Raw genomic sequence first — 23,677 nt, forward strand, 5'->3', positions numbered from 1 at the left:
ATATTATTGCATATAAACTTTTTAATTTTAAAAAAAGAGAGATGTAAGGTGTTTATTCATAAAGTAAATATTTATCTTAACATGAATTAAAAAAAAGCTATCAAAAACACTCATTTTTTATTTAATCATAATATTAAATAAAAAACTAGTTTGAATAAATGATTCAATGTCTACAACATGCAGGGCATGTTGGAACAATTAGACATTGAATAATCGTTGCAAAATAGAATTTAATTCTATCCAAATGAAGGAATCCTTAAACTCCATGAAAAAATTTGATTTAAATAATATATAAACATATCTTTTTAAAAATAAATGATAAAAACATAAGAAAAATAGCTTGACTAAAAAATTGTGAATCAAAAGATTCACAAATAGTCAATCCAACATCTACAACATGCCAAGGCACATTGGAACAATTAGACATTGGAAAAATATTACCCTTAATAGAATTTAATTCCTCCAAAAGAGGGAATCCTTAAACTCTATGAAATAATATGAATAGAATCATATATAAACTTTATTATTTTTAAAAAAAGAGAGATGTAAGGTGTTTATTCGCACGTAAACACCTTGTGGTTTGGAAAAATTTTGGCAGAAAAATTTTCCGATGTTTTGAATTAGAAAATTGTGAGAAAACTAATTCAAACAAATTTAATTTTGGAGATTGTATTATTTTCGACTAATAATGTTTGAAGCAATGTGATTTTTTAGGTTGTCCTAAACTTTACATCGCTAGTTATAATGTAGTTTGAACTAGTATATAAATGTTTCTATTTTTTTTAGGTGTGCCTAAAAATTAGTAAAAAATTAGATAATGAATAATGCGAATGCATTATCCAAAGACAGTTTAACCTTTCTTAATTAACTTTACTTTCTTAGGAGCAATGATAATTAAGTTTTTCTCGCTCGTACGTGAAAGCAATAATGCCTGAGCGCCGTAACGTGCTCTCATCTGTTTAATCTTTTCACCAGCCAGCTTGAAATTGGCCGGACTTTCACTTTCAAGAAAAGACAAATCCAAAATAACGGGATTTCTCTCTTCAATTACCTGATCAACAACATAATTAACGTCATCAATAGTTTTTGGCCTGATTAAAACAATTTCATAGAAAGGGGTTTCCGGAATAATTGTTTCAATATCATCAAAATCCGGTCTAGGACGAGGTTTAGCGCCATAACTAGGATTTTGTCTAGGACTAACAGTTTTAGGAGAACGAGGCCTTTGAGCAGTACTTCTAGGTTGTTGTCTGGATGCTTGTTCGTCTATTTCAAATCCCAAACTTTTTTTAACCGTATCCATAAAAGTCATTGTAATTACTCCTCTAAATAATCTAAAATTGCGTCTAATAATTTTGAAGCTCCATTAGTGTAAACATCTTCAACAGGCAAATCAAATTGGGATTCGAAGTAATCAACGTCAACATCCAATTCAGCATTTCTTAAATTGATTGATAAACCAACGACTTTGGTCGGTTCAAGAGATTCAATAGCTTTGATTTCTTCATCTATTCCTCTAGGTTCCCTGTATGGATGATTTGGTCTGTGTCCAACAATAACCGCATCAGGAGCAGCACCGATTAGAATGGCTGCGGACAGGCCTCTTGGATGAGGGTTTCCTTTCTCGGTTAAACTGGATTGACCTTCAATAAAGATAATATCCGGGCTTTTTTCCTCTTCAACATATTTGATGGCTGCCAGGATAGCTGCAGGGACATCCATTGCAGATAAACTTCCTGCCCTGAAATTAAAGTCAGTAGGCTCTTCAAGACCCATTTCATCAGTGGAGATGATTGCAGGAGTTAATCCACGTTCCATTGCAGCAATGCCCAATTTCTTGGTGGTCGTTCTTTTACCGCATTCCTGGGAAGTTCCTCCAACGAAAATAACAGGAGCCCTTGGAGTGTAGGAAATCTTAGGTAAAATTTCACAGGACTTTTCAGGAGCTATGCCTGCAAATTTCTCGACGACATCAAGTCTTGGACTGATTTCTTTAATAACGACATTCTTGTTTTCAGCAAATTTTATCAAAGAAGGGTTATCTGTAACAGACAGGGAGCGGAATGATGTAACGACATTCAAACCGGAATCAATGGCCTGAACAGCATATTTCAAAGCTGTTCCCTCAGCACCGATAGGCAGCATTATCACCAGGGACTTTGCAGAAGTCTGTGCCAAACACTTATCCAGACTATCGGAAATTATATGTCCGCAAAACTGTTTTCCCTGCTTTCTTTCGTCATCGTCAATGAATCCAACTGCTTCAACTCCTTCAAGATTGGAGAATTTCTCTCCTCCGCCTCCACAACCGACAACTATGAAGGGATTTAAATCCTGAATTTCCTTAACTGAATTTACTGAATACAAAACTATCTCTCCTATAACTTATAATTTATAACTCACATTTATAATCATAAAATAATCTTGAAAAAAAATTTTTCAAAAAAAATTATATACTAATTATAATTATTATATTTTCTAATATTAAAATATATGTTTTAAATAGAAAAATCTTTTTAATAAGTAATACAAAAATTATTAAAAAAGAGGATGTGGAGTGTCAAAGATGAGAAAACCTTATGTTATATTAATTGGAAGTGCATCAGGCATTGGAAAATCAACGATTGCATCTGAACTAGCTAAACAATTGAATATAAAGCATTTAATAGAAAGTGACTTCATTAGAGCGGTAGTGCGGGGCATAATTGGAAAAGAATATGCGCCGGCATTGCACAGTTCATCTTATGATGCCTACAAAAACCTGAGAAACAAGGCCAATTACTCAAGCTATGAGGAACTGGTTTCAGCAGGATTTGACGAGCACGCCTCCTATGTGATCCCAGGTCTTGAAAAGATAATTCAAAGGGCCATTACTGATTTTGACGACATAATCATCGAAGGAGTTCATCTGGTTCCCGGACTGATAGACGTTGAACAGTTCAAGGATTTTGCCGAAATATACTTCTTTGTTCTAAGCTCAGACGAGGAATCACACAAGGAACGCTTCGTAAAAAGAGCTATACAAATTCACAGAGGCGGAAAACAGCTTGATTTCTTTACCGAAAACAGGATAATCCACAATCACCTTTTGCATCAGGCTGAAAAGAACAACGTTGCAATAATCAAAACCGAAACCATTGAAAAGAGCCTTGAACAGATACTGACGATTATCAACAAGTCATGCACAACCATTAAATTAACCAACAGCGTTGAGGAACTGAAGGATGTCGTTGACATAATCATAAACGACAACAACGGAAAGATTGAAAGGATTACGTACAGTCTGAAGGGATTCAAGGATCCTCTCATCAGGGACGTTAACGTTTCCGATTCAGATTCCGCCAACAGGTTTATTGAAAACATCGAGAAAAATGAAAGCGTGAAAGAGGATTTGAATAATCTTTACAGCCTCTCAAAATACAGGGAACTGTTAATATGCGCTGCAAACAGCGAAACCATTGAAAAGATTGAAAAAGAGTTAAAAGAGAAAGGATTTGTTTACAATGAGTGAAGAGGAAACCACCAATATTAATGAAAGCATTATCAAATGCCCCGCATGCGGCATTGAAGGCATTGCAAAATCAATAATGAAGGAAATTGAAATTCCACACTTCGGTAATGTTTTGGAAACCACAATCCTGTGTGAAAACTGCGGCTTTAAGCACAGCGACATCATTTCACTTGAACAAAACGATCCGGCCAGATACACACTGGAAATCTGTAAGGATACATTGTCCACAAGAGTAGTGCGTTCACAGTCCGCTACGGTTAGCATTCCCGAAATCGGAGTTAAAGTCGAACCTGGCCCAAAGTCAGAAGGCTACGTAACCAACGTCGAGGGGATTCTAACCAGATTTGAAGGTGCCGTAAAAACTGCTCTGAAAATGTTTGAAGATGCGCAATCACAAAAGAACGCCAAAGCCACATTAGCTGAAATTCAGGAGTTAATTAAGGGCAACGGAACGGCCACATTAATAATTGATGATCCTTTCGGCCAGAGCAATATCGTAAGTGATGATGTAATAATATCTGAAATTCCCTCAGAGGAACTGAAAGATTTGAAAACCGGATTTTCCCATATAGAGGACAGATCCTAAAAAAAATAAGTAAATGGAAGAAATTTATTCTTCTTCCTCTTCGTCATCGGCTGAGAAGTCAGCAAATGTGTCTTCTTCCATGACGTCTTTTAATTTTAATGTTTTTTGTACATCCATAGCTAAAGCGTTACAGTCAGCTTTGATAGCTTCCAAATGCAAAAGAATTCTTTCTTTTTCCTGGTTAATTCTTTCGATGTTTGTGTATGGGTAAGTTGATTCCTTAAGCATTTCGTATTCGATTGTAGTGTAAGGATATTCGTTTAACTGCTTACATACGTTTTTCAATACTTCACCTAAGAACTTGTTCATTTCAACCTTTACCCTTTCCCTGATCATTTTGTCGTCGTCGAGGTTTTCCTTCATTAAACGGACAACTTCAGCTTTAGCGAAAGGTAATTTTTCTTCTTCTTCATCAGTGTATTCTTCGGTTTGTTCTATAATTTCTTCTTCTGACATAATAAATCACTTCATTTTTTAAAAAACATATTGTGCAAAAATTAACGAGTTTACAAAAAACTTCTCATTACACCAATATCAATTATTATATTTGATTGAAGTTGTATTTAAAACTATGCATTATTTTACATTTGCGAATAAAAATTCATATAGTTACAAAGACAAGTACATGAATAATCAATCATAAAATCAATAATTTTGATACTTTAAAAATTTGAAAAAATCGTTTGAAAAAAATAAGAAAGAGTAGCTTAAAAGCTACTTTAAACTACCTTTTCTTTAAAATATTTAAATTTGAAAATGCAATGGAAATCAATGAAATGACAATCAGCAATCCTAATGGAATTCCTGTCTTTTTCATTTCCACTTTCACGCAAGCATCGGATTTGGTATCTGACGGCTCAGTACTGCTTTCATCCGGAACAGATGGATTGACAACACTATCAGTAACATTTAAAATGACTTCTGCGAAATTGTTTCCTGAGTCATAATCGAAAGTGTCTGAAGTTACTGAAACCCTGTTGGCAATTGAACCTTCTTTTGCGGCACGTGCGGTGATATTGAGAATTGCCTTTTCACCGTTTTTCAGGTAATCAATATGCCATATGTTGTTTTCAACATCATATTCTCCTGCAGTAAGTGAATAAGATTCGAAATCGAGGGAATCGTCCATGATTTCACTTACAAGGATGTTTCTGGCAGTGTCCGGACCGTTATTTATGACCACAATTGAAAATGTAATCAAATCACCGACATTATAGTTTGTCTTTGGGGAAGTCTTTATAATGGATAAATCGCTTGCAGGAGCTACGTTAACTGATTTTTCAGCCTTATTGTTTGAAGGCTTGTAATCGTACTGGTCTCCCTTAACGACTGCAACATTATTGAATTCACCGGTTTTATCTGCACGGGATATGATTTTTAACTCCTTGCTTTGACCAGAAGCAAGACTTCCAACATTCCACAATCCTCCAGCAGAATAGCTTCCATCGCCTTTGGATGAGACATATGTCAGTCCTTCAGGCAACAAATCATTAACAACGACACCTGTTGCGTCACTTGGACCGTTGTTTTTAACGATTAATGCCCATTCCACAAGATCGTGGTAATTAATGTCCGTATCGTTAACTGATTTGATTATTTCCAAATCGCATGCTTTTGCAACGTTTATTATAGCATTGTCATGATTATTATCCGGATTGTAATCATATTCTGTTGCATTTGCACTTGCGACGTTTTCAATTTTGCCGATGCCCACTACTCTCGTAACAATTTCCAAAGTGGCTACCTCATTGGCTTCAAGACAGCAGAATTTCCATATTCCATCCTCATAATAACCTTTGCTAGCATCATAACTTATTAATTTAAGGTTATTTGGAATGACATCAGTTATTTCTATTCCGTTTGCCTTGTCTGGACCATTGTTCCTGATTGTTACCGTCCATTTGACTAAATCATTGTAATTCGGTGCTGTAGCATTTACCTTCTTGTTAATTTCCAAATCAACTGCAGGATCAACGATAATTGACTTATTGGCGTCATTGTTGGATTTATTGTAATCGTGCTGATTTCCAGTAACGATCGCTACATTCGTGAAATTGCCCGTTTTAATGATTTTAGTAACAATTTCCAATGTAACTTCTTCACCATTATCCAGATTACCGATAACCCATGTTCCGTTAATGTAATGTCCTTTAGTTGCAGTTGAACTGATTAACTCGAATTCTTCGCCTAACACTTCGCTTACGTTGACATCCGTAGCCTCATCAGGGCCTTTGTTTTTAACAACCAAAATCCAAGTGATAATTTCACCGTATTTAGGATTTGAATCGTTTACGAGTTTTATGATTTCCAAATCTGCAGATGCAGGAACATCAACGGATTCGGAAGCGTTGTTATTGGACTTGTTGTAATCGTATTCATCGCCTGAAACATTAGCATCGTTAATTAATACACCGGTTGCATTAATATAAGTTATAATTTCCAGCAGCTTTGATGAATAAGGATTCAAGGTTCCAATAACCCAGTTTCCATTACTGTAATTTCCATCTTCACTCTCAATTATCAGGCCTTCAGGCAATAAGTCATTAACGACCACATTATGGGCAGCATCAGGACCATGATTGTTAACGATTAATGTCCACAATACGGAGTCGTGATAATGAGGATTGGAGTTGTTTACAACCTTGATTATCTCCAAATCACATGCCAGAGCAACATCAACGCTTTGATTGACGACATTGTTTGTTTTGTTGATGTCATACTCATTTCCGCTTACGTTAGCCACGTTGTTGATTAGGCCTGTTTCAATTACTTTTGTTATTATTCTTAAACTGGCTGATTCGCCGCTGGCTAAAGTGCAAATAGACCAAATTCCATCTGAATAACTGCCAAGAGATGCGTTATGGGATATGTAAGCCAGTGCATCCGGCAGGATATCACTCACATTAACGTCAGTTGCATTATCCGGACCGTTATTCATAACAGTTAATGTCCACTCTATTTCATCCAAGTAATTAGGAGAGATATTGTTAACTGCCTTGATAACTGATAAATCGGCCGCTTTTGGCACGTCAATTGTCTTGGACGCATTATTGTTAGTCGGATCATAATCAAATTCATCACCAGTGACGTTAGCCACGTTAATTAATGAGCCGGTTGTGTTCACCAAAGTAATGATTTCGAATGATTTTAACTCGCCTGCATCCAGGGAACCGATAACCCATTTACCGTCGGAATAATTGCCTGTAACAGATTTGATAACCAGACCTGAAGGCAATACATCACTTAAAGTAATATTATGAGCAATGTCAGGACCAATGTTCGCAACAATTAATGTCCATTTGATGACGTCGCCGAAATTAGGAGCCGTCACGTTAACGGCCTTAATTACAGATAAATCAGCAGCATTTGGAACATTAATGTCTTCGGATGCATTATTGTTGCTTGAGTCATAATCATATTCTTTAGCTGTAACATTAGCCATATTAGTTAATGAACCTGTAGCATTAACTAAAGTAATGATTCTTAAAGTTACTGATTTACCACTAGCCAAACTGCCAATGCTCCAGACACCATCAGAATAACTGCCGACAGACGCATTATGAGATACATAAACCAATGATTCAGGCAATACATCACTCACATTAACGTCATTAGCCATGTCAGGACCGTTATTCCAAACGGTTAAAGTCCACTCAACAAATTCTAAGTAATTAGGGTTAGTATTGTTAACACTCTTAATAACTGATAAATCAGCTGATTTTGGAACATTAATGGCTTCAGAAGCGTTATTGTTAGCTAAATCATAATCGAATTCATTAGCAGTAACGTTAGCTGCATTAATTAATAAACCAGTCTTATTAACTAAAGTAATTATCTTTAATGTTTCAGATTTACCGCTTGCCAGACCGCCAACAGACCAAATGCCGTTTGAATAACTACCAACAGACGCATTATGGGACACATAAACCAATGATTCAGGCAATGCATCACTTACATTAACGTCATTAGCCATATCCGGACCGTTATTAACAACAGTTAATGTCCACTCCACACAATCTAAATAATTAGGAACATTATTGTTAACGGCCTTATTAATTGACAAATCAGCCGCATCAGGAACATTAATAGTTTCAGATGCATTGTTGTTTGCATAGTCCGGATCAAATTCCCTTGCCATAGTTGATACCTTATTGGCAATTGAACCTGTCTTATTGACTAATGTAGTGATTTCAAATGTTCTTGATTCACCTACAATCAATGATGAGATTATCCAGCTGCCGTCAATATAATTTCCGGTTGTTGATTTTAAAACCAGACCTGCAGGCAACATCTCATTTAATACAATGCCGTTTGCAACGTCCGGACCATTATTAATAACAGTTACAGTCCATTTTACGATTTCACCATAATTAGGACTGGTATTGTTAACCGTCTTAGTCACTTCCAGATCAGCTGCCTTTGGAACGGTAATTGAAGCGTCATCCACATTGTTTATCTCATTAATGTCGAATTCGTTTGCGTTAACGACTGCAACATTCCTTATAGTGCCTGTTTTATTTACTTTGGAAATAATAGTCAGAGTTTCTGTGTGAACGCTTGCTAAAGTGCCGATATTCCAGACCCCATCAGCGTAACTGCCAACAGAAGCATTGGAAGATATATAAATAAGGCCTTTTGGCAACACATCACTGACATTAACGCCGGTTGCAGCGTCAGGACCATTATTAACAAGAGTTAATGTCCAGAGCACATAATCGCCGTAATTAGTTGCCGTTACGTTAACTGCCTTATCAATTGATAAATCAGCTGCCTTTGGAACATCAATGGCTTTAGAAGCATTATTGTTGCTTAAATCGCAATCCACTTCATCACTTGTTACATTAGCTACGTTAATTAATGAACCGGTTTTATTAACTGAAGTAATGATTTCAAATGACTTGGATTCGCCTGCATTCAATGATTTGATAACAAATTTGCCATCGGCATAATCGCCAGAGACTGACTTGACAATCAAACCTGAAGGCAATACATCGCTTAAAACAACATTATTTGCCTTATCCGGACCGTTATTGCTGACAATTAATGTCCACTTAATTAGATCCATGTAATTTGGAGCAGTATTGTTGACAAGCTTAATGACTGATAAATCAACCGTATCAGGAACATTAATGGCTTTAGAAGCGTTATTGTTGCTTAAATCACGATCGAATTCATTTCCAGTAACATTAGCTGTGTTAATTAATGAACCAGTTTTATTCACCAAAGTAATTATTTTTAAGGTTGCGGATTTGCCGCTTGCTAAACTGCCAATGTACCATTTGCCGTTTGAATAATCACCTGAAACTGATTTAATAACCAAACCGGAAGGCAATACGTCACTTACAGTAACTTCCGTTGCGGTATCAGGACCGTTATTAACAACAGTTAATGTCCACCAGATTTCGTCAAGATAATTAGGAGCAGTATTGTTAACGTCCTTGTTAATTGACAAATCGGCTGCTTTTGCTACATTAACCGTTTTGGAAGCGTTGTTGTTTGAAGGATTATGGTCGTATTCACGTCCGTAGACTGAAACGGAATTGGTAATTGAACCTGTCTTATTAACCAATGTGGTGATTTCAAAGCTTCTTGATTCACCTGAAGTTAATGATGAGATAGTCCATTTGCCGTTCATATAGTTTCCATTTGTTGATTTTAAAACCAAGCCGGCAGGCAATAAATCATTTAAAACAATGTCATTTGCCATGTCCGGACCGTTATTCTTAACCGTTACTGTCCATTTAATGACATCACCGAAATTAGGATTAGTCTTGTTAACGTCCTTAGTTACTTCCAGATCAGCCGCATTCGGAACGGTGATTGAAGCATCGTCCCTATTGTTTGATTCATCGATATCCACTTCATTTCCCTTAACGCCGGCGATATTTTTAATATTGCCGGTTTTATTGACTTTTGTAACGATATTTAATGTTGCTGTTTCGCCGCTTGCCAAATCACCGATATTCCAGAGACCATTAGCATAACTGCCAATAGAAGCACTGGATGAGCGATAAATTAAGCCTTGTGGCAAAACATCACTGACATTAACGCCAGTTGCAGCATCAGGACCATTATTAACAATCGTTAATGTCCATGAAATCAGATTGGCGAAATGAGGAGTGGTATCGTTAACCGTTTTAGTTATGGATAAGTCACTTGCCTTTGCGGCATTGATAGTGGCGTCATCCACATTATTTGACTTATCAACATCGTATTCATTACCAAACACACTTGCAACATTTTTAAAGCTGCCGGTTTTATTTACTTTTGAAACAATAATTAATCTGGCGGATTTTCCACTATCTAAATTGCCGACATTCCAAACTCCGTTGGAATAGCTTCCTACAGACGGAACGGATGACTGATAAACTAATCCTTCAGGCAAAATATCGCTGACATTAACGCCGGTTGCAGCGTCAGGACCGTTATTCTTAACTGTTATCGTCCATCTCACCACATCTCCATAATTTGGAGCGGTATTGTCTACATCCTTTGAAACTGACAGGTCTGTAGCTTTTGCAACATTAACTGATTCATCATCCCTATTGTTTGATTCATCAATGTCATATTCATTGCCGGAAACAGAAGCAACATTTTCGATAGTGCCAGTTTTGGCAACTTTAGAAATGATATTTAATGTTGCTCTCTGGCCGCTTGCCAAATCACGGATATTCCAGATACCATTAGCATAACTGCCAACGGATGATGTGTATGACTGGTAAATCAAGTCTTCAGGCAAAACATCATTGACATTAACGCCGGTTGCAGCGTCAGGACCCTTATTAACAACAGTTAATGTCCACATTATCACATCCCCATAATTAGGAGCAGACTCGTTAACTGCCTTGTTAATTGATAAATCGGCTGCTTTTGCTACATCAATAACTTTAGAAGCGTTGTTATTTGCCGGACTAGGATCGTATTCTCGTCCGTGTGCTGAAATCTGATTTGTTATAGTTCCGGTCTTATTAACTAATGTTGTGATTTCAAAGCTTCTTGATTCGCCGACAATTAATGATGCGATTACCCAACTACCGTCCACATAATTTCCGGTTGTTGATTTTAAAACCAAACCGGCAGGCAATACGTCATATAAAACAATACCGTTTGCAGCGTCAGGACCATTATTCTTAACCGTTACGGTCCAAGTTACGACATCTCCGTAATTAGGAGCTGTATTGTTAACGTCCTTGATTACTTCCAAATCGGCCGCATTCGGAACGGTGATTGAAGCATCGTCCCTGTTATTTGATTTGTCGATGTCGTATTCGTTTGAGCTTACGCTTGCAACATTTTTGATAGTGCCTGTTTTGGCAACTTTTGAAATGATATTCAAGGTTGCTGTCTGACCGCTTGCCAAATTACTGATAGTCCAAACCCCGTTAGCATAACTGCCAACGGATGGAGTTGAGAACTGATAAATCAAGCCTTCAGGCAAAACATCACTGACATTAACGCCAGTTGCAGCGTCTGGACCCTTATTAACAACAGTTAATGTCCAGACTACAGAATCACCATAATTAGGAGCAGATACGTTAACGACCTTTGAAATAGCTAAATCCACAGCATTTTCAATATTAATGGCTTTTGATACATTATTATTTGCCATATTGTAATCATATTCATTACCCTTGACACCAGCAGTGTTAATTACATCATCAGTCGTATTAACCAATGTAACGATTTCCAAATTAACTGACTGGCCAGCATTTAAAGTTCCTATTGTCCACATACCGTTACTGTAATCACCAGTTGTGCTTTTTACTATCAAGCCGGAAGGAATGACATCATTTACCACAACTCCGGTTGCAGCATCCGGCCCGTTATTTTTAACCGTCAATATCCACCTGATATAATCCCCATAATTAGGATTAGTGTTATTTACGCTTTTGGAGATTTCCAAATCAGCTGCATCAGCAACAGTGATTGAAGCATCATCCATGTTATTGCTTTCATCAATATCATATTCATCACCTTTAACGCTTGCAGTATTTTTGATTGTGCCTGTTTTAGCAACTTTTGAAATGATATTTAAAGTTACTGAGTCTCCATTGGTTAAGTAACCGATAGCCCACACTCCATTGGAATAAGTGCCAACGGAAGCTGAATAGGACTGGTAAACTAAACCATCAGGCAGAATGTCATTAACGTTAACGCCGCTGGCATCATTAGGACCATTATTTTTAACCGTTATTGTCCATTTTACAATAGTTCCATAATTAGGAGCAGTATTATTGGCTGTTTTAATTATGGATAGGTCACTGGCTTTAGCCACATTAATGGTCTTGGATGCATCATTATTTTCTGGATTAGGATCGTGTTCCCTACCATATGCGGAAGCCTTATTGGTAATGGAACCTGTCTTATTAACCAACGTAGTGATTTCAAAGATTCTTGATTCACCTACGGTTAATGATGCGATAGTCCATTTACCGTTCATATAGTTTCCGGTTGTTGATTTTAAAACCAGGCCTTCAGGCAAAATGTCAGTTAAAACAATGTCATTTGCCATGTCCGGACCGTTATTTTTAACGGTTACAGTCCATTTTATTTCATCTCCAAGATTAGGATTGGCATTGTTAACGTCCTTAGTTACTTCCAAATCAGCCGCATCACGAACATTTATTGCTGCTTCGTCCCGGTTATTGCTTTCATCAATATCATGTTCAACTGCTGAAACGACAGCGACATTCCTGATAGTGCCGGTTTTATCGACTTTCGTAACGACATTTAAAGTTACCGTTTGTCCACTGGCCAAACCTCCAATATTCCAAATTCCATTGGCGTAACTGCCGATAGATGGAGTGGAAGACTTGTAAATCAGACCTGAAGGCAGAACGTCATTGACATTAACGCCGGTAGCATCGCTAGGGCCGTTGTTCCTGACAGTTAATGTCCAGGTAACGGAATCTCCGTAATCAGGATTTGCATTATTTACTGTCTTGGATACGACGAGATCAACGGATTTTTCACATGAAACGCCTTTTGAAGCGTTGTTGTTTGCCATATTATAATCATGTTCATTGCCATGAACATTAGCAGTGTTTACAACAGTGCCGACAGTATTAACCAAGGTAATTATTTCCAGACTGACTGATTGGTCAACGCCTAAACTTCCGATTGTCCATTTTCCATTGCTGTAATCTCCAGTAGTGCTTTTTACTATCAAGCCGGAAGGAATGACATCATTTACTACAACTCCGGTTGCAGCATCCGGCCCGTTATTTCTAACCGCCAATACCCATTTAATGTTCTCACCATAATTAGGATTCGTATTGTTTACGCTTTTGGAGATTTCCAAATCGGCTGCATTTCTCACATTGATTGTAGCGTCAGCACGGTTATTGCTTTCATCAATATCCGGTTCATTTCCTGAAACGACAGCGGCATTTTTAATGGTACCGGTTTTACTGACTTTTGTAACAATATTTAACGTTGCCGTTTGACCGGAAGCCAATCCACCAACAGTCCAAACCCCATTGGCGTAACTGCCGACAGATGGAGTGCAAGACTGATAAGCTAAGCCGTCAGGCAATGCATCGTTAACATTAACGCCGGTAGCGTCGCTAGGACCGTTGTTCCTGACAGTTAACGTCCAGGTTATAGTATCATCATAATCAGGATTGGCGTTATTAACCGTTTTAGATATTGTCAGATCAACTGAATTTTCACCAGAAATGCTTTTTGACGCATTGTTATTTGCCATATTATAATCATGCTCGTTACCTTTAACGCTGGCAGTATTTACAACAGTGCCGACAGTATTAACCAAAGTTACGATTTCAAGTGTTTTTGACTGGCCAACGCCTAAAGTTCCAACAGTCCACTCGCCATTGCTATAATCGCCTGGGGTACTTTGAACAACCAATCCTGAAGGAAGGACATCACTTACAACAACGCCTGATGCGTCGTCAGGACCGTTATTAGTAACTGTCAAGGTCCATTTGACTTGAGATCCGTAATCCGGATTGGTATTGTTAACGTTTTTTGAAATGGCCAGGTCCGCAGCGTTCGGAACCGTAATCTTGTGTGAATCCTGATTGTTTGTCATGTCAGTATCCTTTTCGGTTGAAACGACGTTTGCAGTGTTTGTTATTTCACCGGTTTTCGTTACCTGAGTCGTAATCTGAAGGCTTGCTGATGCGCCACTTGCCAAATCACCGATAGTCCAAACCCCACCGGAATAACTTCCGACAGATGGAGTTGAATACTTTAAGACCAGCCCGTCAGGCAAAACATCCGTAACATTAACGCCGCTTGCGTCGTTAGGCCCGTTATTTTTAACGTTCAATGTCCAAACGACCATATCGTTGTAATTGACATTGGATTTGTCGATTGTTTTTGTAATTGACAAGTCCACTTTAGGCAATACCGTGAAAGTCGTCTGATTCCTGATTGCCTTGTAATATGTATCTTCAAAGTGGTTTGCGGTTACTATGTATTTTCCAGGTTTTAAATCGTTTAATACATCATTTACTTCACCCAAATAGCTTGAGCGTAAGGATCCTGAATAAACTACGGTACCGTCCTCATGAACTACCGTCAGGAATACTTCAATATTGTATTCGCGAGAATCCTGATAGATTTTACCGTCATTCGTTGCTCCCAAATGAGGAACCTCGTCATTTACAAATATATTAGTATTCGGAGCAGCATTATAGATTGCGTTTGAAACAATTAGATTTCCATAATCCCCTATATTGTTTCCACCAATGATTACAGCACCGAATTCTTCGCTTTCACCATAATAAATGTCTTTTGCATAAACAGGCAGAGCATATACCCAAGCCTGATTTTCAACCATCGTATTGTTCTTGATATTCAGATAAGTGCTCGTTTTACTGTAGTAAACTGCACTTCCGTTTCTTGCTACATTATACTTGAACAGGTTGCCTTGCACAGTATCCCAGGAACCGTTGATATAAATAGCTCCTCCCAATCCGTCATCATTGACTTTTGGATTTGCAATAGCAACGTTTGAGATGAATTTTGATTTAAGGACACTTGTAAAGCTTCCGTTTGAATAGATTGCACCACCATTGTGTTCAGCACGATTATTCGAGAAGTCTGATCCGTAAATATTCAGGAAATTTGCTTCAACAAATGCTGCACCGCCGTCAATTGATGCGTAATTGTTGGTGAAATTTGAATAATAAATTGAAATTTCGGTACCTTCCAGTTTTACTGCACCGCCGTAAGGAGCGGAATTTGAATCAAACTTACAGTTATTAATCATTAAATGCATTGCAGTTACGTCCATATTGGTTATTGCACCGCCGTAGTCATTTGCAGTGTTTCTGATGAATGTACAGTTATTTATTGAACCTGAACAATGAGAAGTCAAGGCTCCTCCGAAATCTGCTGAATTGCCTTCAAACAGACAGTTGTCATAAGTAACTCCATCCCTAAGACAGCTTGCACCACCGTGAGACAGTTGTGTGCCTGTAGCTGAAATTGCCTTATTGTTCAAGAATTTACAGTCCTTAATTAAGGAATCTGCAATAATATTTTTCTTTCCTACCTGCATAGCACCTCCAAATGTACTTCCACCGGATTTGTCGTAAACCCAATTCGATTCGAATATACAATTAATTATCCGGTTATTATACCCGTAAGCTCCGATGGCTCCAGCGGCGGTTGTTGCATGATTTCTCGTAAAGTTACAATTTTCAATCAAAAGATTGCGTCCGCGAGACGGGAAATCATCCGAATAATAATCCGTGTAGATTGCACCACCACCTGCCGTGGCATAATTGTCTTCAAACAGACAGTTCGATATGGTCACGTTTTCACCATAAATGTAAATCGCTCCACCGTAATGTCCATTACCGTTCTTAAATACCAGATTCGAAAAGCTTGAGCCAGCTCCGGTTCCTTCAACAACGAAAATGCTTGACAGATTCTTTCCATTAAGTATTCCATTGGATGTTGAAGTGAAAGTTATCTTTTTATTTACTAAAATTTGAGTTTCTGCACGGTCAGTCGTGAACTCGCCGTTGAGATAAAGCGTGTCTCCGGATTCCAACTCATATAGGATACATGATTGAATATCTGAAAAAGTTCCTCCAGATAACGTTTTACTATTTCCAGCCGAAAGTACGTCTTGTTGTTGAGAATTTCCTAGTTTATCTTCATCAATTGCATTAATGCCATAGTTACCGTTGTCAATTGTGTCGATGCCACAATTTCCATTGCTTTCATCCATTTCCATTGCAGGAACAGCATTCACTGCAAATAGAAGCAATAGAATGAAGCAAAGGGTAACTAAAAAGTTTTTTCTAATAGCTATCTTATTTTTAAACATTTTTTGTCTCCTTGTCGAGGACATTGATAACCACCATTAATTAACAAAAAGCTATTAATAAGCAATTAACCTTTTTATTTTAACCTAAATCTTGAAAATAATCATCATAATTTAAAATTTATGCTAAATTCGATGAATTAAAAGCCGACTGTCTATGCAGCCGGCCTACACCTCATAGTTTAGGATAAATACAAGATCATAATTCAACAATTTAGGACAATTTTACCTCTTGACAACAATTTTATCAAAACCTCGTAATATTGTACCAAAATAAAAGATAATCTTATAAATCCTCTAAAATCTTGTAATAACGAAGGTATATTTATAGTTTTGCTCTAAACTGATTATAATTTTACATTATCATGAAATATTACTTCTCCTTTAGAATTTCACTCAGTTATATGAAAACTTTAATAAGCGAGTAAAAATATAACTAGAAAGTAATTATTGAGGGGAAAGATTTCATGAAAAATAAAGGAATAATAATCGCTCTGATATTTTTATTGCTTTTATCCTGTGTCAGTGAGGTAACAGCAGCAAAGACCGTGTTTTTAACATCAGATAACATTATAGGTCAAAAAGAGGATGTTGACATGTTGAACTCCATTAAAAATTACATAGAGGGGATGAGCAACGGCGATATTAAGGTGATTGTTGACAGCGAATCGCCAAGTCCTGGAGAGGGGACAAGGGCCGGTGAAAGCAGTGCAGATATAAAAGTGGTCCTTGCAGCGGCCGATCCAGGAAACTTCCTCCTGCTCGCCAAGTATGCCGTCAATACCGACAGGCAGATAATCTTTGTAAACACCGGAGACTTCGATTTGAATAATGCCGATACGATTAGAAGGGCCTGGGACGACAACTACTCCTCAAAAATATTTGCGGGAATAAATTCCCCAGGCAAATTCCTGAATGATGCAGGCATAGTCTATATTCAGCCACTGCAGGAGTACCCGCAAGCAGGACCCAAGGGCTACCTGACAGAATATAACGAGGATGTGAATAAATACATCGCAAAGAAAATAGTTGAAAATGTCGGTAATAACGATTCTGATTACTACAATAACGATTTGGTGATTACTCATAAGATGTATCCTGAAAAGATGGCCAAGGCAAGCCATTCATTAATCGAAAGCAATGACAAAACAATGAACGGAACATACGCTTCATATACGGCTCCACAGATACTGTACATGACAAGCTCCTATCTGAACGGCAATGGCCTCGAGGCCCCTAAGGATTACGGCCAGCCGACCGATCCGCAAGAATACTCAACATTTGCGAAAAACAGCTATTCCGTTTACGACTACTTCAAGATGGGAGGTATTGTGAAATCATTTATGGATGAGAACGGAAGGGCACCGAATTACATCGAATACGACGGTGCCAAAATCGGCTATTACGATTTAGTATACAATTTCGCCAAAATAACGCAAAATCACAACGATACATCAAATATGGATTTTGCAAGAGAATATCACTTCGACAAGGTTAACGAATCAGTGCTTTTAACCGCATTGCCATATGTTTTAGCAATAGTCGTTATAATGTTGGCCTGCGTTGTATTTAGAAGAATAAGGCGAAAGTAAATATACAATTACTTACAAATTATACTAAAAGGTGAATTTATGAAAAGATATATATGTGAATTAATTGGAACTATGGTTCTAGTATTATTCGGATGTGGAAGTGCGGCGATTGCCGGAGCTGCGCTCGGTAACTTGGGAATTGCGATGGCATTCGGTTTGTCCATTGTCGCAATGGCTTACGTTATTGGAGACATCTCAGGGTGCCACATCAATCCGGCAGTATCAATCGGAATGTGGATAGACGGAAGAATGGAATTGAAAGACCTGGTTATGTACATTATTTTCCAATGTATCGGAGCGATAATAGGTACTGCACTTCTTGCAATATTGATTAACAGTGCACCAAGCCTTGGAGGATACATGGCAACAGGATTGGGTCAAAACGGATTTGGCGCAGCTTCAAGCGTTGGAATTAACCTGTACGGCGCATTGATAACCGAAATCATTTTAACATTCGTATTTGTATTTACGGTTCTCGGAGTTACCAGAAGCGAAAAAACCAGCGCAATAGCCGGAATCGTTATCGGTTTAACCCTTGCATTCGTGCACATTATGGGAATCCCATTGACCGGAACCTCCGTTAACCCAGCACGTAGTTTAGCTCCTGCATTATTCATGGGAGGAGTTGCTCTCCAACAGGTTTGGGTATTCATTGTAGCCCCTGTTGTCGGTGCAATCATTGCCGGTTTAACTCACAAAACATTATACAATGAGGAATAAAATTTTCCTCAAAACTTTTTCTTTTTTTAGCGACTTTTTTTAAAATTTAAATATTATAGAATTGATACTTAATATATAAGGTGAATATATGAAAATTGTTGTTGCAATTGGCGGATCAATTCTATTGAAAGACTACGATAGTACAAGATTCAAACAATACAGTAAAATTTTAAAGGATTTAACCAAAGAACATGAAATATTTGTTGTAGTTGGCGGAGGAAAACCAGCCAGAGAATATATTGGCGTTGTACGTGACCTGGGAGCCGGCGAAGCTCAATGCGATGATATTGGAATTGAAGTTACAAGAATCAACGCCAAACTGATGTTATCAGCACTTGGAGACGCAGCCTACCAGAGAGTTCCACACAACTTCCAGGAAGCTTTGGAATTTTCATCAAGTGGAAAAATAATCGTTATGGGTGGAACAGAACCTGCACACAGTACTGATGCAGTATCTGCAATACTGGCAGAATACGTTCATGCAGACAAGCTCATTAATTTAACTTCAGTTGACGGAATGTATACCAAAGACCCTAACAAATACGATGATGCAGAGCTTGTTAAAGAAATTACCGCTACCGACCTTCTTGACTTTTTAAACGGCAAGGACATGAAAGCGGGAACCTATGAATTCTTCGATACTACTGCAGTTCAAATGATTAAAAGATCAGATTTGGAAACTGTAATAGCAAACGGTTTTGAGCCTGAAAATCTTATAAAAGCCGTTAACGGCGAAGATATAGGAACCAGAGTTATCAATGAATAATAAGGTGATTAGGTGGATAATCTTATCGATATCGGTTTGAATCTGATGCATTCCTCATTCAGAAAGGACAGGGTTGAAATAATCGAAGAGGCAAAGAAAGCAGGCGTCAATAAATTCATCATTACAGGTACGAACGTTCATTCAAGCCACATGGCCCGTGAATACGCATCAAAGTATCCTGACACGCTATTTTCAACCTCAGGAGTTCATCCCCATGATGCCAAAACCTGCAACGGACATACCATTTTCGAACTTGAAAAAATAGCCAAGGACGACTGCGTTGTAGCTATCGGCGAATGCGGCCTTGACTACAACAGAAACTTTTCCCCGCAGGATATGCAGAGAAAATGGTTTGAAGCACAGGTGGAACTTGCAGAAAAGATTGACATGCCCCTCTTTTTACATGAAAGGGAAGCTCATGAAGATTTATACAAAATATTAAGCAAATATGACGTTGCCCACAGGTCAGTTGTCCACTGCTTTACCGGGACAAAAGAGGAAGCCCAAAATTATGTTGATTTAGGCTGTTATATCGGAGTTACCGGATGGATTTGCGACATGAAAAGAGGAAGGGACCTGCAGGAAGCTGTCAGCGTGATTCCTCCAGAAAAACTTATGATAGAAACCGACGCTCCATTCCTGATACCTAAAAACTTTGATAAAAAACCTAAAAAGAATAGAAATGAACCTAAATATTTGCCTCATATATTAAATACAATTGCAATTTGCATGGGTATTGACGCAGAAGAGCTTGCGCTGCAGGTGACTGCAAATACCAAAGATTTCTTTAAAATAAAATGAAATGGTGATAAATATGGCAGTAGACCCACATAAACATTGTCCGATATGCGGAACCCCCATACCTTTAAATGAGCTTGTATGCTCACCGGATTGTCAGAAAGTATGGGATGCAAGATTAAACCAACAGAAAAGAAGCAGACTCATTTTATATGTTGTCATAATAATCTTTTTAGTAATCTGGGCAGTTATGACATTTGTAAAATAGACTTGTGATAAAAATGATATTGACTTCGGCTAACACTCTTCAAGATAAAACAATAGTAGAATATAAGGGCCTTGTAACCGGAGAATCACTTATCGGCTCAAATATCTACAAGGATCTCTTTTCAGGTGTCCGTGACGTTGTAGGAGGCAGAACTTCACAGTATGAAATAGAAATTAAAAAGGCGCGTGACATAAGCCTGAACAGCATGATTGAAAAAGCTGAAAGTTTAGACGCAAATGGAATAATCGGACTTAGGATTTCCTACGATAACCTTGGCGGCACCATGGGAAATACTATCCTTGTAACCGCTTATGGAACGGCCGTCAAATATGAATAAAAAATGAAAATCAGAGATAAAGAAATTAATAAAAGAGAAATATTATACGGCATCCTTGCCGTTGCCATAGGCACTGCAGCAGGGCTTATAGTATATGCAATTTTCCTGTATTTCAACATAGCCATTTTCGGATGGAATTTAGGCCTGATATTCGCTCCGTTGGCTGCAGGATATGTGGAAACAGTAATAGCAAATAGAACTATCGGCGAAAACATAGGAGCCATAAGCGCTTTCATTCTTTTCATCGATACGACATATTACAGCTTCATTTTGAAAAATCCGACTTTAGGATGGAATTTAATTACAGCAGGTTCAATAGTTGTCATTTTGCAGGCGGCATTTCCAACGCTCATCAATTACCTCCTTTTAGTAGTTATTGGCGGAACTCTTTCATTTTTCTATAAACACTTAAAAAAAATTGGTGGAAAAATTAAAAGAGCAGTTAAAAATCAGAAAGTCGTTAGCTGGGAAGGCTCAAATGAGGAATTGGAAACGGATGTTGCTCTCTACTTTGATGAAAAAGAAAGCAATGAAAGAATAAACGAATTGGATTTTTACTTTTTAACAAACAGCGACATGGGTGGCCAGAAGCATGAAGTCATAGGTGTTTTCAACAGCGACGTCTTCATTGAAAAAGACCGCAACTTCGTAAGAGACCCTGAATTATACGAAAAGAATACCTTAGTTAATTTAAAACAGGGAAAGGATGAATGTCTAATTAGACTGGCTAAAAGGATTAAGGATAACGGTGGAAATGGAGTTGTGGATTTATCCATGAATTATGCCCTGACAGGAATGGGCGGAGACCATATCCAAGTCTCAGCAACGGGAATTGGAATTTACATTGATTAAGGCAAAACACCAAGCATCTTAAGGGCAATATACAAAACAACCACACCAAACACTTGTTTTAAACGTTTTTCAGGCAGTTTATGAGCATATTTAGCACCGACCTGCGCCAGCGGCACTGAAAAACATGCGATCAAAAGGAAATTAATAATACTGACATAACCCAAAGAGTACGGGAATGTATTGACTCTCCATCCGGATATGATATATGATATTGTTCCTCCAATAGCCGTAAGGGAAATGAACACAGAAGAGGTTCCTATAGCCCGAATCATTGAGAATCCCAATATCGTAGTCAATATAACTATCAGGAATATTCCTCCGCCGATTCCCAATAAACCCGAGGAGAATCCTACAAACAAACCTGTTACAGCAATAGTTATCAAATTAAAGTCGAATTTGGCTTCCTTTTCTTTGGTATCCCTTGAAAGAATGTTTCTGATTGCAATAAAGAGCAATAATAATCCGAAGATTATTTCCAAAATTCTTGAAGGCAAAGCTGAGGCGACAAATCCTCCAATGAAGCTTCCTATAATGCCGAAAATTCCCAATTTTATTCCTGGTTCGATTATATTGTCCAGCTTCTGGGAATGCTTATACGCTCCGCTTGAAGCGGTCGGGATGATAATAGCCAGGCTTGTTCCAAATGAAATCAGCATTGCAAGGCCAGGTTCAACTCCAATATACTTTAAAAGGAAGTATTGGAAAGGAACGATTAAGAATCCTCCGCCGACACCCAAAAGGCCTGAAGCAAAGCCTGCAACGATTCCGATTAATATCAAGCCAATATAATATCCTATTGCAAACATCTTAAAATCCTTTTTTCACTAAATATTTAAGTCATTAATTTAAATAGTTATTCTTAATGAAGATAAACAAGACTATATTTGTTGGTATTCTATTTATAATAATTGCCGGTGCACTTTTTGTAACTAATGTTTTAAACCCCATAGTTCACCCGATAACACACTTATTTTTAATGGGATCCTCAAAAGGAAAGGACATAATATTCTTTGGACTTATGGGAGTCTTTTTGATATCCAGTCAATTGTTCAAGGATTTTAACGTCGATTCCGGGAAGTTTCTGAAAATCTCAATAATCCTGGGTTCGATTACACTGATTGCAGGAATACTTCTTGAAGTCCTCTTCAGATGGCAGATGGGAATCAGCCTCAACACAATTTTCATGACCGCACAGAATACGATTTCATCTACAAGCATTCTGCATACCCACCTGCTGAAGTCCATTTTCGGAGAGCTTTTAAGCAAGATAATGGGAGGCCTTATTGAAAGCTCAATCAATACCGGCGCCGGCCTATATGCATATGTTCCGCAAGTCGCAAAAATAGTGATTATCCTCCTGCCGATACTGCTTATCACATTACTGCTTGCCGTAAGAAAAAGGAGATTTGTCCAGACATTCCTATTAGCGTTTTTTGCATCCTGCCTTTTAATCGGAGCGCTTGACGGAGGACTCTTTTCAACCCCTGCAATAACGGGAATATGCGGAATATTTCTGATTCAGAGAAACGGCAAATGCATAGAGCGAATCATTGATATCATTATTGGAGCGAAAAAGGGAATTTGCGACGAATGCAGGATAATACCGCATTACAAAAGCTTAACGGATTTTATCGCCAAACTAATCAGGAGATACGCCCCATATATCGCAGCGGCACTGATAATATTTTTAAGGTTTACGATAGCGTTTTTCGGAGCGAATACCGAACACTATGAAGTTGACGTTATTAATCCTTCAGACAATATCGAATTAAACGGCATCCCGATTGAAAACATAAGCGTAAGCGACAATAAAACCGTTTACATAATCGATTCCAGCTATAATGAGATGGAGCTTCTAAACGACATAAAAATACCTCTGACCAACAGATGCGACTACTTCAGCGAAACATGGAACTCATTTTCATATCTGGACCAGAACAGTCCGGTAACTGCTTTTCTTTATGATTTGAAATCAAAATTCTAAAAGCCAATTTATTTAAACGTTG

15 protein-coding genes are annotated in these 23,677 nt (G+C 37.9%); 10 read left to right on the forward strand and 5 right to left on the reverse strand.

The features are described 5' to 3' along the window. Nucleotides 1-850: 850 nt before the first annotated feature. Together F3G70_RS04555 and F3G70_RS04560 are read right to left on the reverse strand one after the other, a co-directional pair. Nucleotides 851-1,312 (reverse strand): cell division protein SepF, encoded by a 462-nt coding sequence (locus F3G70_RS04555; RefSeq protein ID WP_149731521.1) that lies wholly within the window; start codon nt 1,310-1,312, stop codon nt 851-853. Between the two features lie 5 nt (nt 1,313-1,317). Beyond that, nucleotides 1,318-2,367, reverse strand: a complete 1,050-nt coding sequence (locus tag F3G70_RS04560) for a DUF1611 domain-containing protein (RefSeq protein WP_149731522.1) — start codon at nt 2,365-2,367, stop codon at nt 1,318-1,320. A 199-nt stretch (nt 2,368-2,566) separates the two neighbouring features. Between F3G70_RS04560 and F3G70_RS04565 the strand changes: the two genes are divergently transcribed. Next, complete coding sequence (locus F3G70_RS04565; RefSeq protein WP_149731523.1) at nt 2,567-3,511, forward strand: 3H domain-containing protein; 945 nt, start codon at nt 2,567-2,569, stop codon at nt 3,509-3,511. After that, nucleotides 3,504-4,097, forward strand: a complete 594-nt coding sequence (locus tag F3G70_RS04570) for a ZPR1 zinc finger domain-containing protein (protein ID WP_149731637.1) — start codon at nt 3,504-3,506, stop codon at nt 4,095-4,097. Before F3G70_RS04565 ends, F3G70_RS04570 begins: the two co-directional genes overlap by 8 nt. A 24-nt stretch (nt 4,098-4,121) precedes the next feature. Here the strand turns inward: F3G70_RS04570 and F3G70_RS04575 are convergent, their stop codons facing one another. Then, on the reverse strand, nt 4,122-4,553 hold the full coding sequence (locus tag F3G70_RS04575; RefSeq protein WP_149731524.1) for a hypothetical protein: 432 nt from the start codon (nt 4,551-4,553) through the stop codon (nt 4,122-4,124). A gap of 268 nt (nt 4,554-4,821) precedes the next feature. After that, a complete protein-coding gene (locus F3G70_RS04580; RefSeq protein ID WP_149731525.1) occupies nt 4,822-16,425 on the reverse strand; it encodes a DUF11 domain-containing protein in 11,604 nt (3,867 codons plus the stop codon). 440 nt (nt 16,426-16,865) lie between these two features. Between F3G70_RS04580 and F3G70_RS04585 the strand changes: the two genes are divergently transcribed. The 7 genes from F3G70_RS04585 (at nt 16,866) to F3G70_RS04615 (ending at nt 21,671) form a co-directional block, all read left to right on the forward strand. Beyond that, a complete protein-coding gene (locus tag F3G70_RS04585) occupies nt 16,866-17,990 on the forward strand; it encodes an adhesin (RefSeq protein ID WP_149731526.1) in 1,125 nt (374 codons plus the stop codon). A 39-nt stretch (nt 17,991-18,029) separates the two neighbouring features. Further along, on the forward strand, nt 18,030-18,710 hold the full coding sequence (locus F3G70_RS04590; RefSeq protein WP_149731527.1) for an MIP family channel protein: 681 nt from the start codon (nt 18,030-18,032) through the stop codon (nt 18,708-18,710). An 88-nt stretch (nt 18,711-18,798) separates the two neighbouring features. Next, nucleotides 18,799-19,476 carry a UMP kinase gene (gene pyrH / locus F3G70_RS04595; protein WP_149731528.1) on the forward strand — a complete coding sequence of 226 codons (678 nt, stop codon included), beginning with the start codon at nt 18,799-18,801 and terminating at the stop codon, nt 19,474-19,476. A gap of 12 nt (nt 19,477-19,488) precedes the next feature. After that, the gene (locus tag F3G70_RS04600; RefSeq protein WP_149731529.1) at nt 19,489-20,277 is read left to right on the forward strand and encodes a TatD family hydrolase; all 789 of its coding nucleotides are present in this window, start codon (nt 19,489-19,491) and stop codon (nt 20,275-20,277) included. Between the two features lie 13 nt (nt 20,278-20,290). After that, nucleotides 20,291-20,482 carry a DUF2116 family Zn-ribbon domain-containing protein gene (locus F3G70_RS04605; RefSeq protein WP_149731530.1) on the forward strand — a complete coding sequence of 64 codons (192 nt, stop codon included), beginning with the start codon at nt 20,291-20,293 and terminating at the stop codon, nt 20,480-20,482. A gap of 13 nt (nt 20,483-20,495) precedes the next feature. Then, on the forward strand, nt 20,496-20,819 hold the full coding sequence (locus F3G70_RS04610; RefSeq protein ID WP_149731531.1) for a YbjQ family protein: 324 nt from the start codon (nt 20,496-20,498) through the stop codon (nt 20,817-20,819). 3 nt (nt 20,820-20,822) lie between these two features. After that, nucleotides 20,823-21,671, forward strand: coding sequence for a hypothetical protein (locus F3G70_RS04615; protein WP_223166008.1), 849 nt, complete (start codon nt 20,823-20,825; stop codon nt 21,669-21,671). Here F3G70_RS04615 and F3G70_RS04620 read toward each other — a convergent pair. Beyond that, nucleotides 21,668-22,477, reverse strand: a complete 810-nt coding sequence (locus F3G70_RS04620) for a sulfite exporter TauE/SafE family protein (RefSeq protein ID WP_149731532.1) — start codon at nt 22,475-22,477, stop codon at nt 21,668-21,670. The genes F3G70_RS04615 and F3G70_RS04620 overlap by 4 nt on opposite strands. Before the next feature lie 56 nt (nt 22,478-22,533). Between F3G70_RS04620 and F3G70_RS04625 the strand changes: the two genes are divergently transcribed. After that, nucleotides 22,534-23,655, forward strand: a complete 1,122-nt coding sequence (locus tag F3G70_RS04625) for a hypothetical protein (RefSeq protein ID WP_223166009.1) — start codon at nt 22,534-22,536, stop codon at nt 23,653-23,655. Nucleotides 23,656-23,677 lie beyond the last annotated feature (22 nt).

Source organism: Methanobrevibacter millerae, from assembly GCF_900103415.1.
Lineage (GTDB): Archaea > Methanobacteriota > Methanobacteria > Methanobacteriales > Methanobacteriaceae > Methanocatella > Methanocatella millerae.

Excerpts from the sequence above, each read along its gene's own strand:
- F3G70_RS04555 (WP_149731521.1), bottom strand. The coding sequence starts at position 1,312 with ATGACTTTTATGGATACGGTTAAAAAAAGTTTGGGATTTGAAATAGAC.
- F3G70_RS04565 (WP_149731523.1), top strand. The coding sequence starts at position 2,567 with ATGAGAAAACCTTATGTTATATTAATTGGAAGTGCATCAGGCATTGGA.
- F3G70_RS04570 (WP_149731637.1), top strand. The coding sequence starts at position 3,504 with ATGAGTGAAGAGGAAACCACCAATATTAATGAAAGCATTATCAAATGC.
- F3G70_RS04575 (WP_149731524.1), bottom strand. The coding sequence starts at position 4,553 with ATGTCAGAAGAAGAAATTATAGAACAAACCGAAGAATACACTGATGAA.
- F3G70_RS04580 (WP_149731525.1), bottom strand. The coding sequence starts at position 16,425 with ATGTCCTCGACAAGGAGACAAAAAATGTTTAAAAATAAGATAGCTATT.
- F3G70_RS04585 (WP_149731526.1), top strand. The coding sequence starts at position 16,866 with ATGAAAAATAAAGGAATAATAATCGCTCTGATATTTTTATTGCTTTTA.
- F3G70_RS04590 (WP_149731527.1), top strand. The coding sequence starts at position 18,030 with ATGAAAAGATATATATGTGAATTAATTGGAACTATGGTTCTAGTATTA.
- pyrH (WP_149731528.1), top strand. The coding sequence starts at position 18,799 with ATGAAAATTGTTGTTGCAATTGGCGGATCAATTCTATTGAAAGACTAC.
- F3G70_RS04605 (WP_149731530.1), top strand. The coding sequence starts at position 20,291 with ATGGCAGTAGACCCACATAAACATTGTCCGATATGCGGAACCCCCATA.
- F3G70_RS04610 (WP_149731531.1), top strand. The coding sequence starts at position 20,496 with ATGATATTGACTTCGGCTAACACTCTTCAAGATAAAACAATAGTAGAA.
- F3G70_RS04615 (WP_223166008.1), top strand. The coding sequence starts at position 20,823 with ATGAAAATCAGAGATAAAGAAATTAATAAAAGAGAAATATTATACGGC.
- F3G70_RS04620 (WP_149731532.1), bottom strand. The coding sequence starts at position 22,477 with ATGTTTGCAATAGGATATTATATTGGCTTGATATTAATCGGAATCGTT.
- F3G70_RS04625 (WP_223166009.1), top strand. The coding sequence starts at position 22,534 with ATGAAGATAAACAAGACTATATTTGTTGGTATTCTATTTATAATAATT.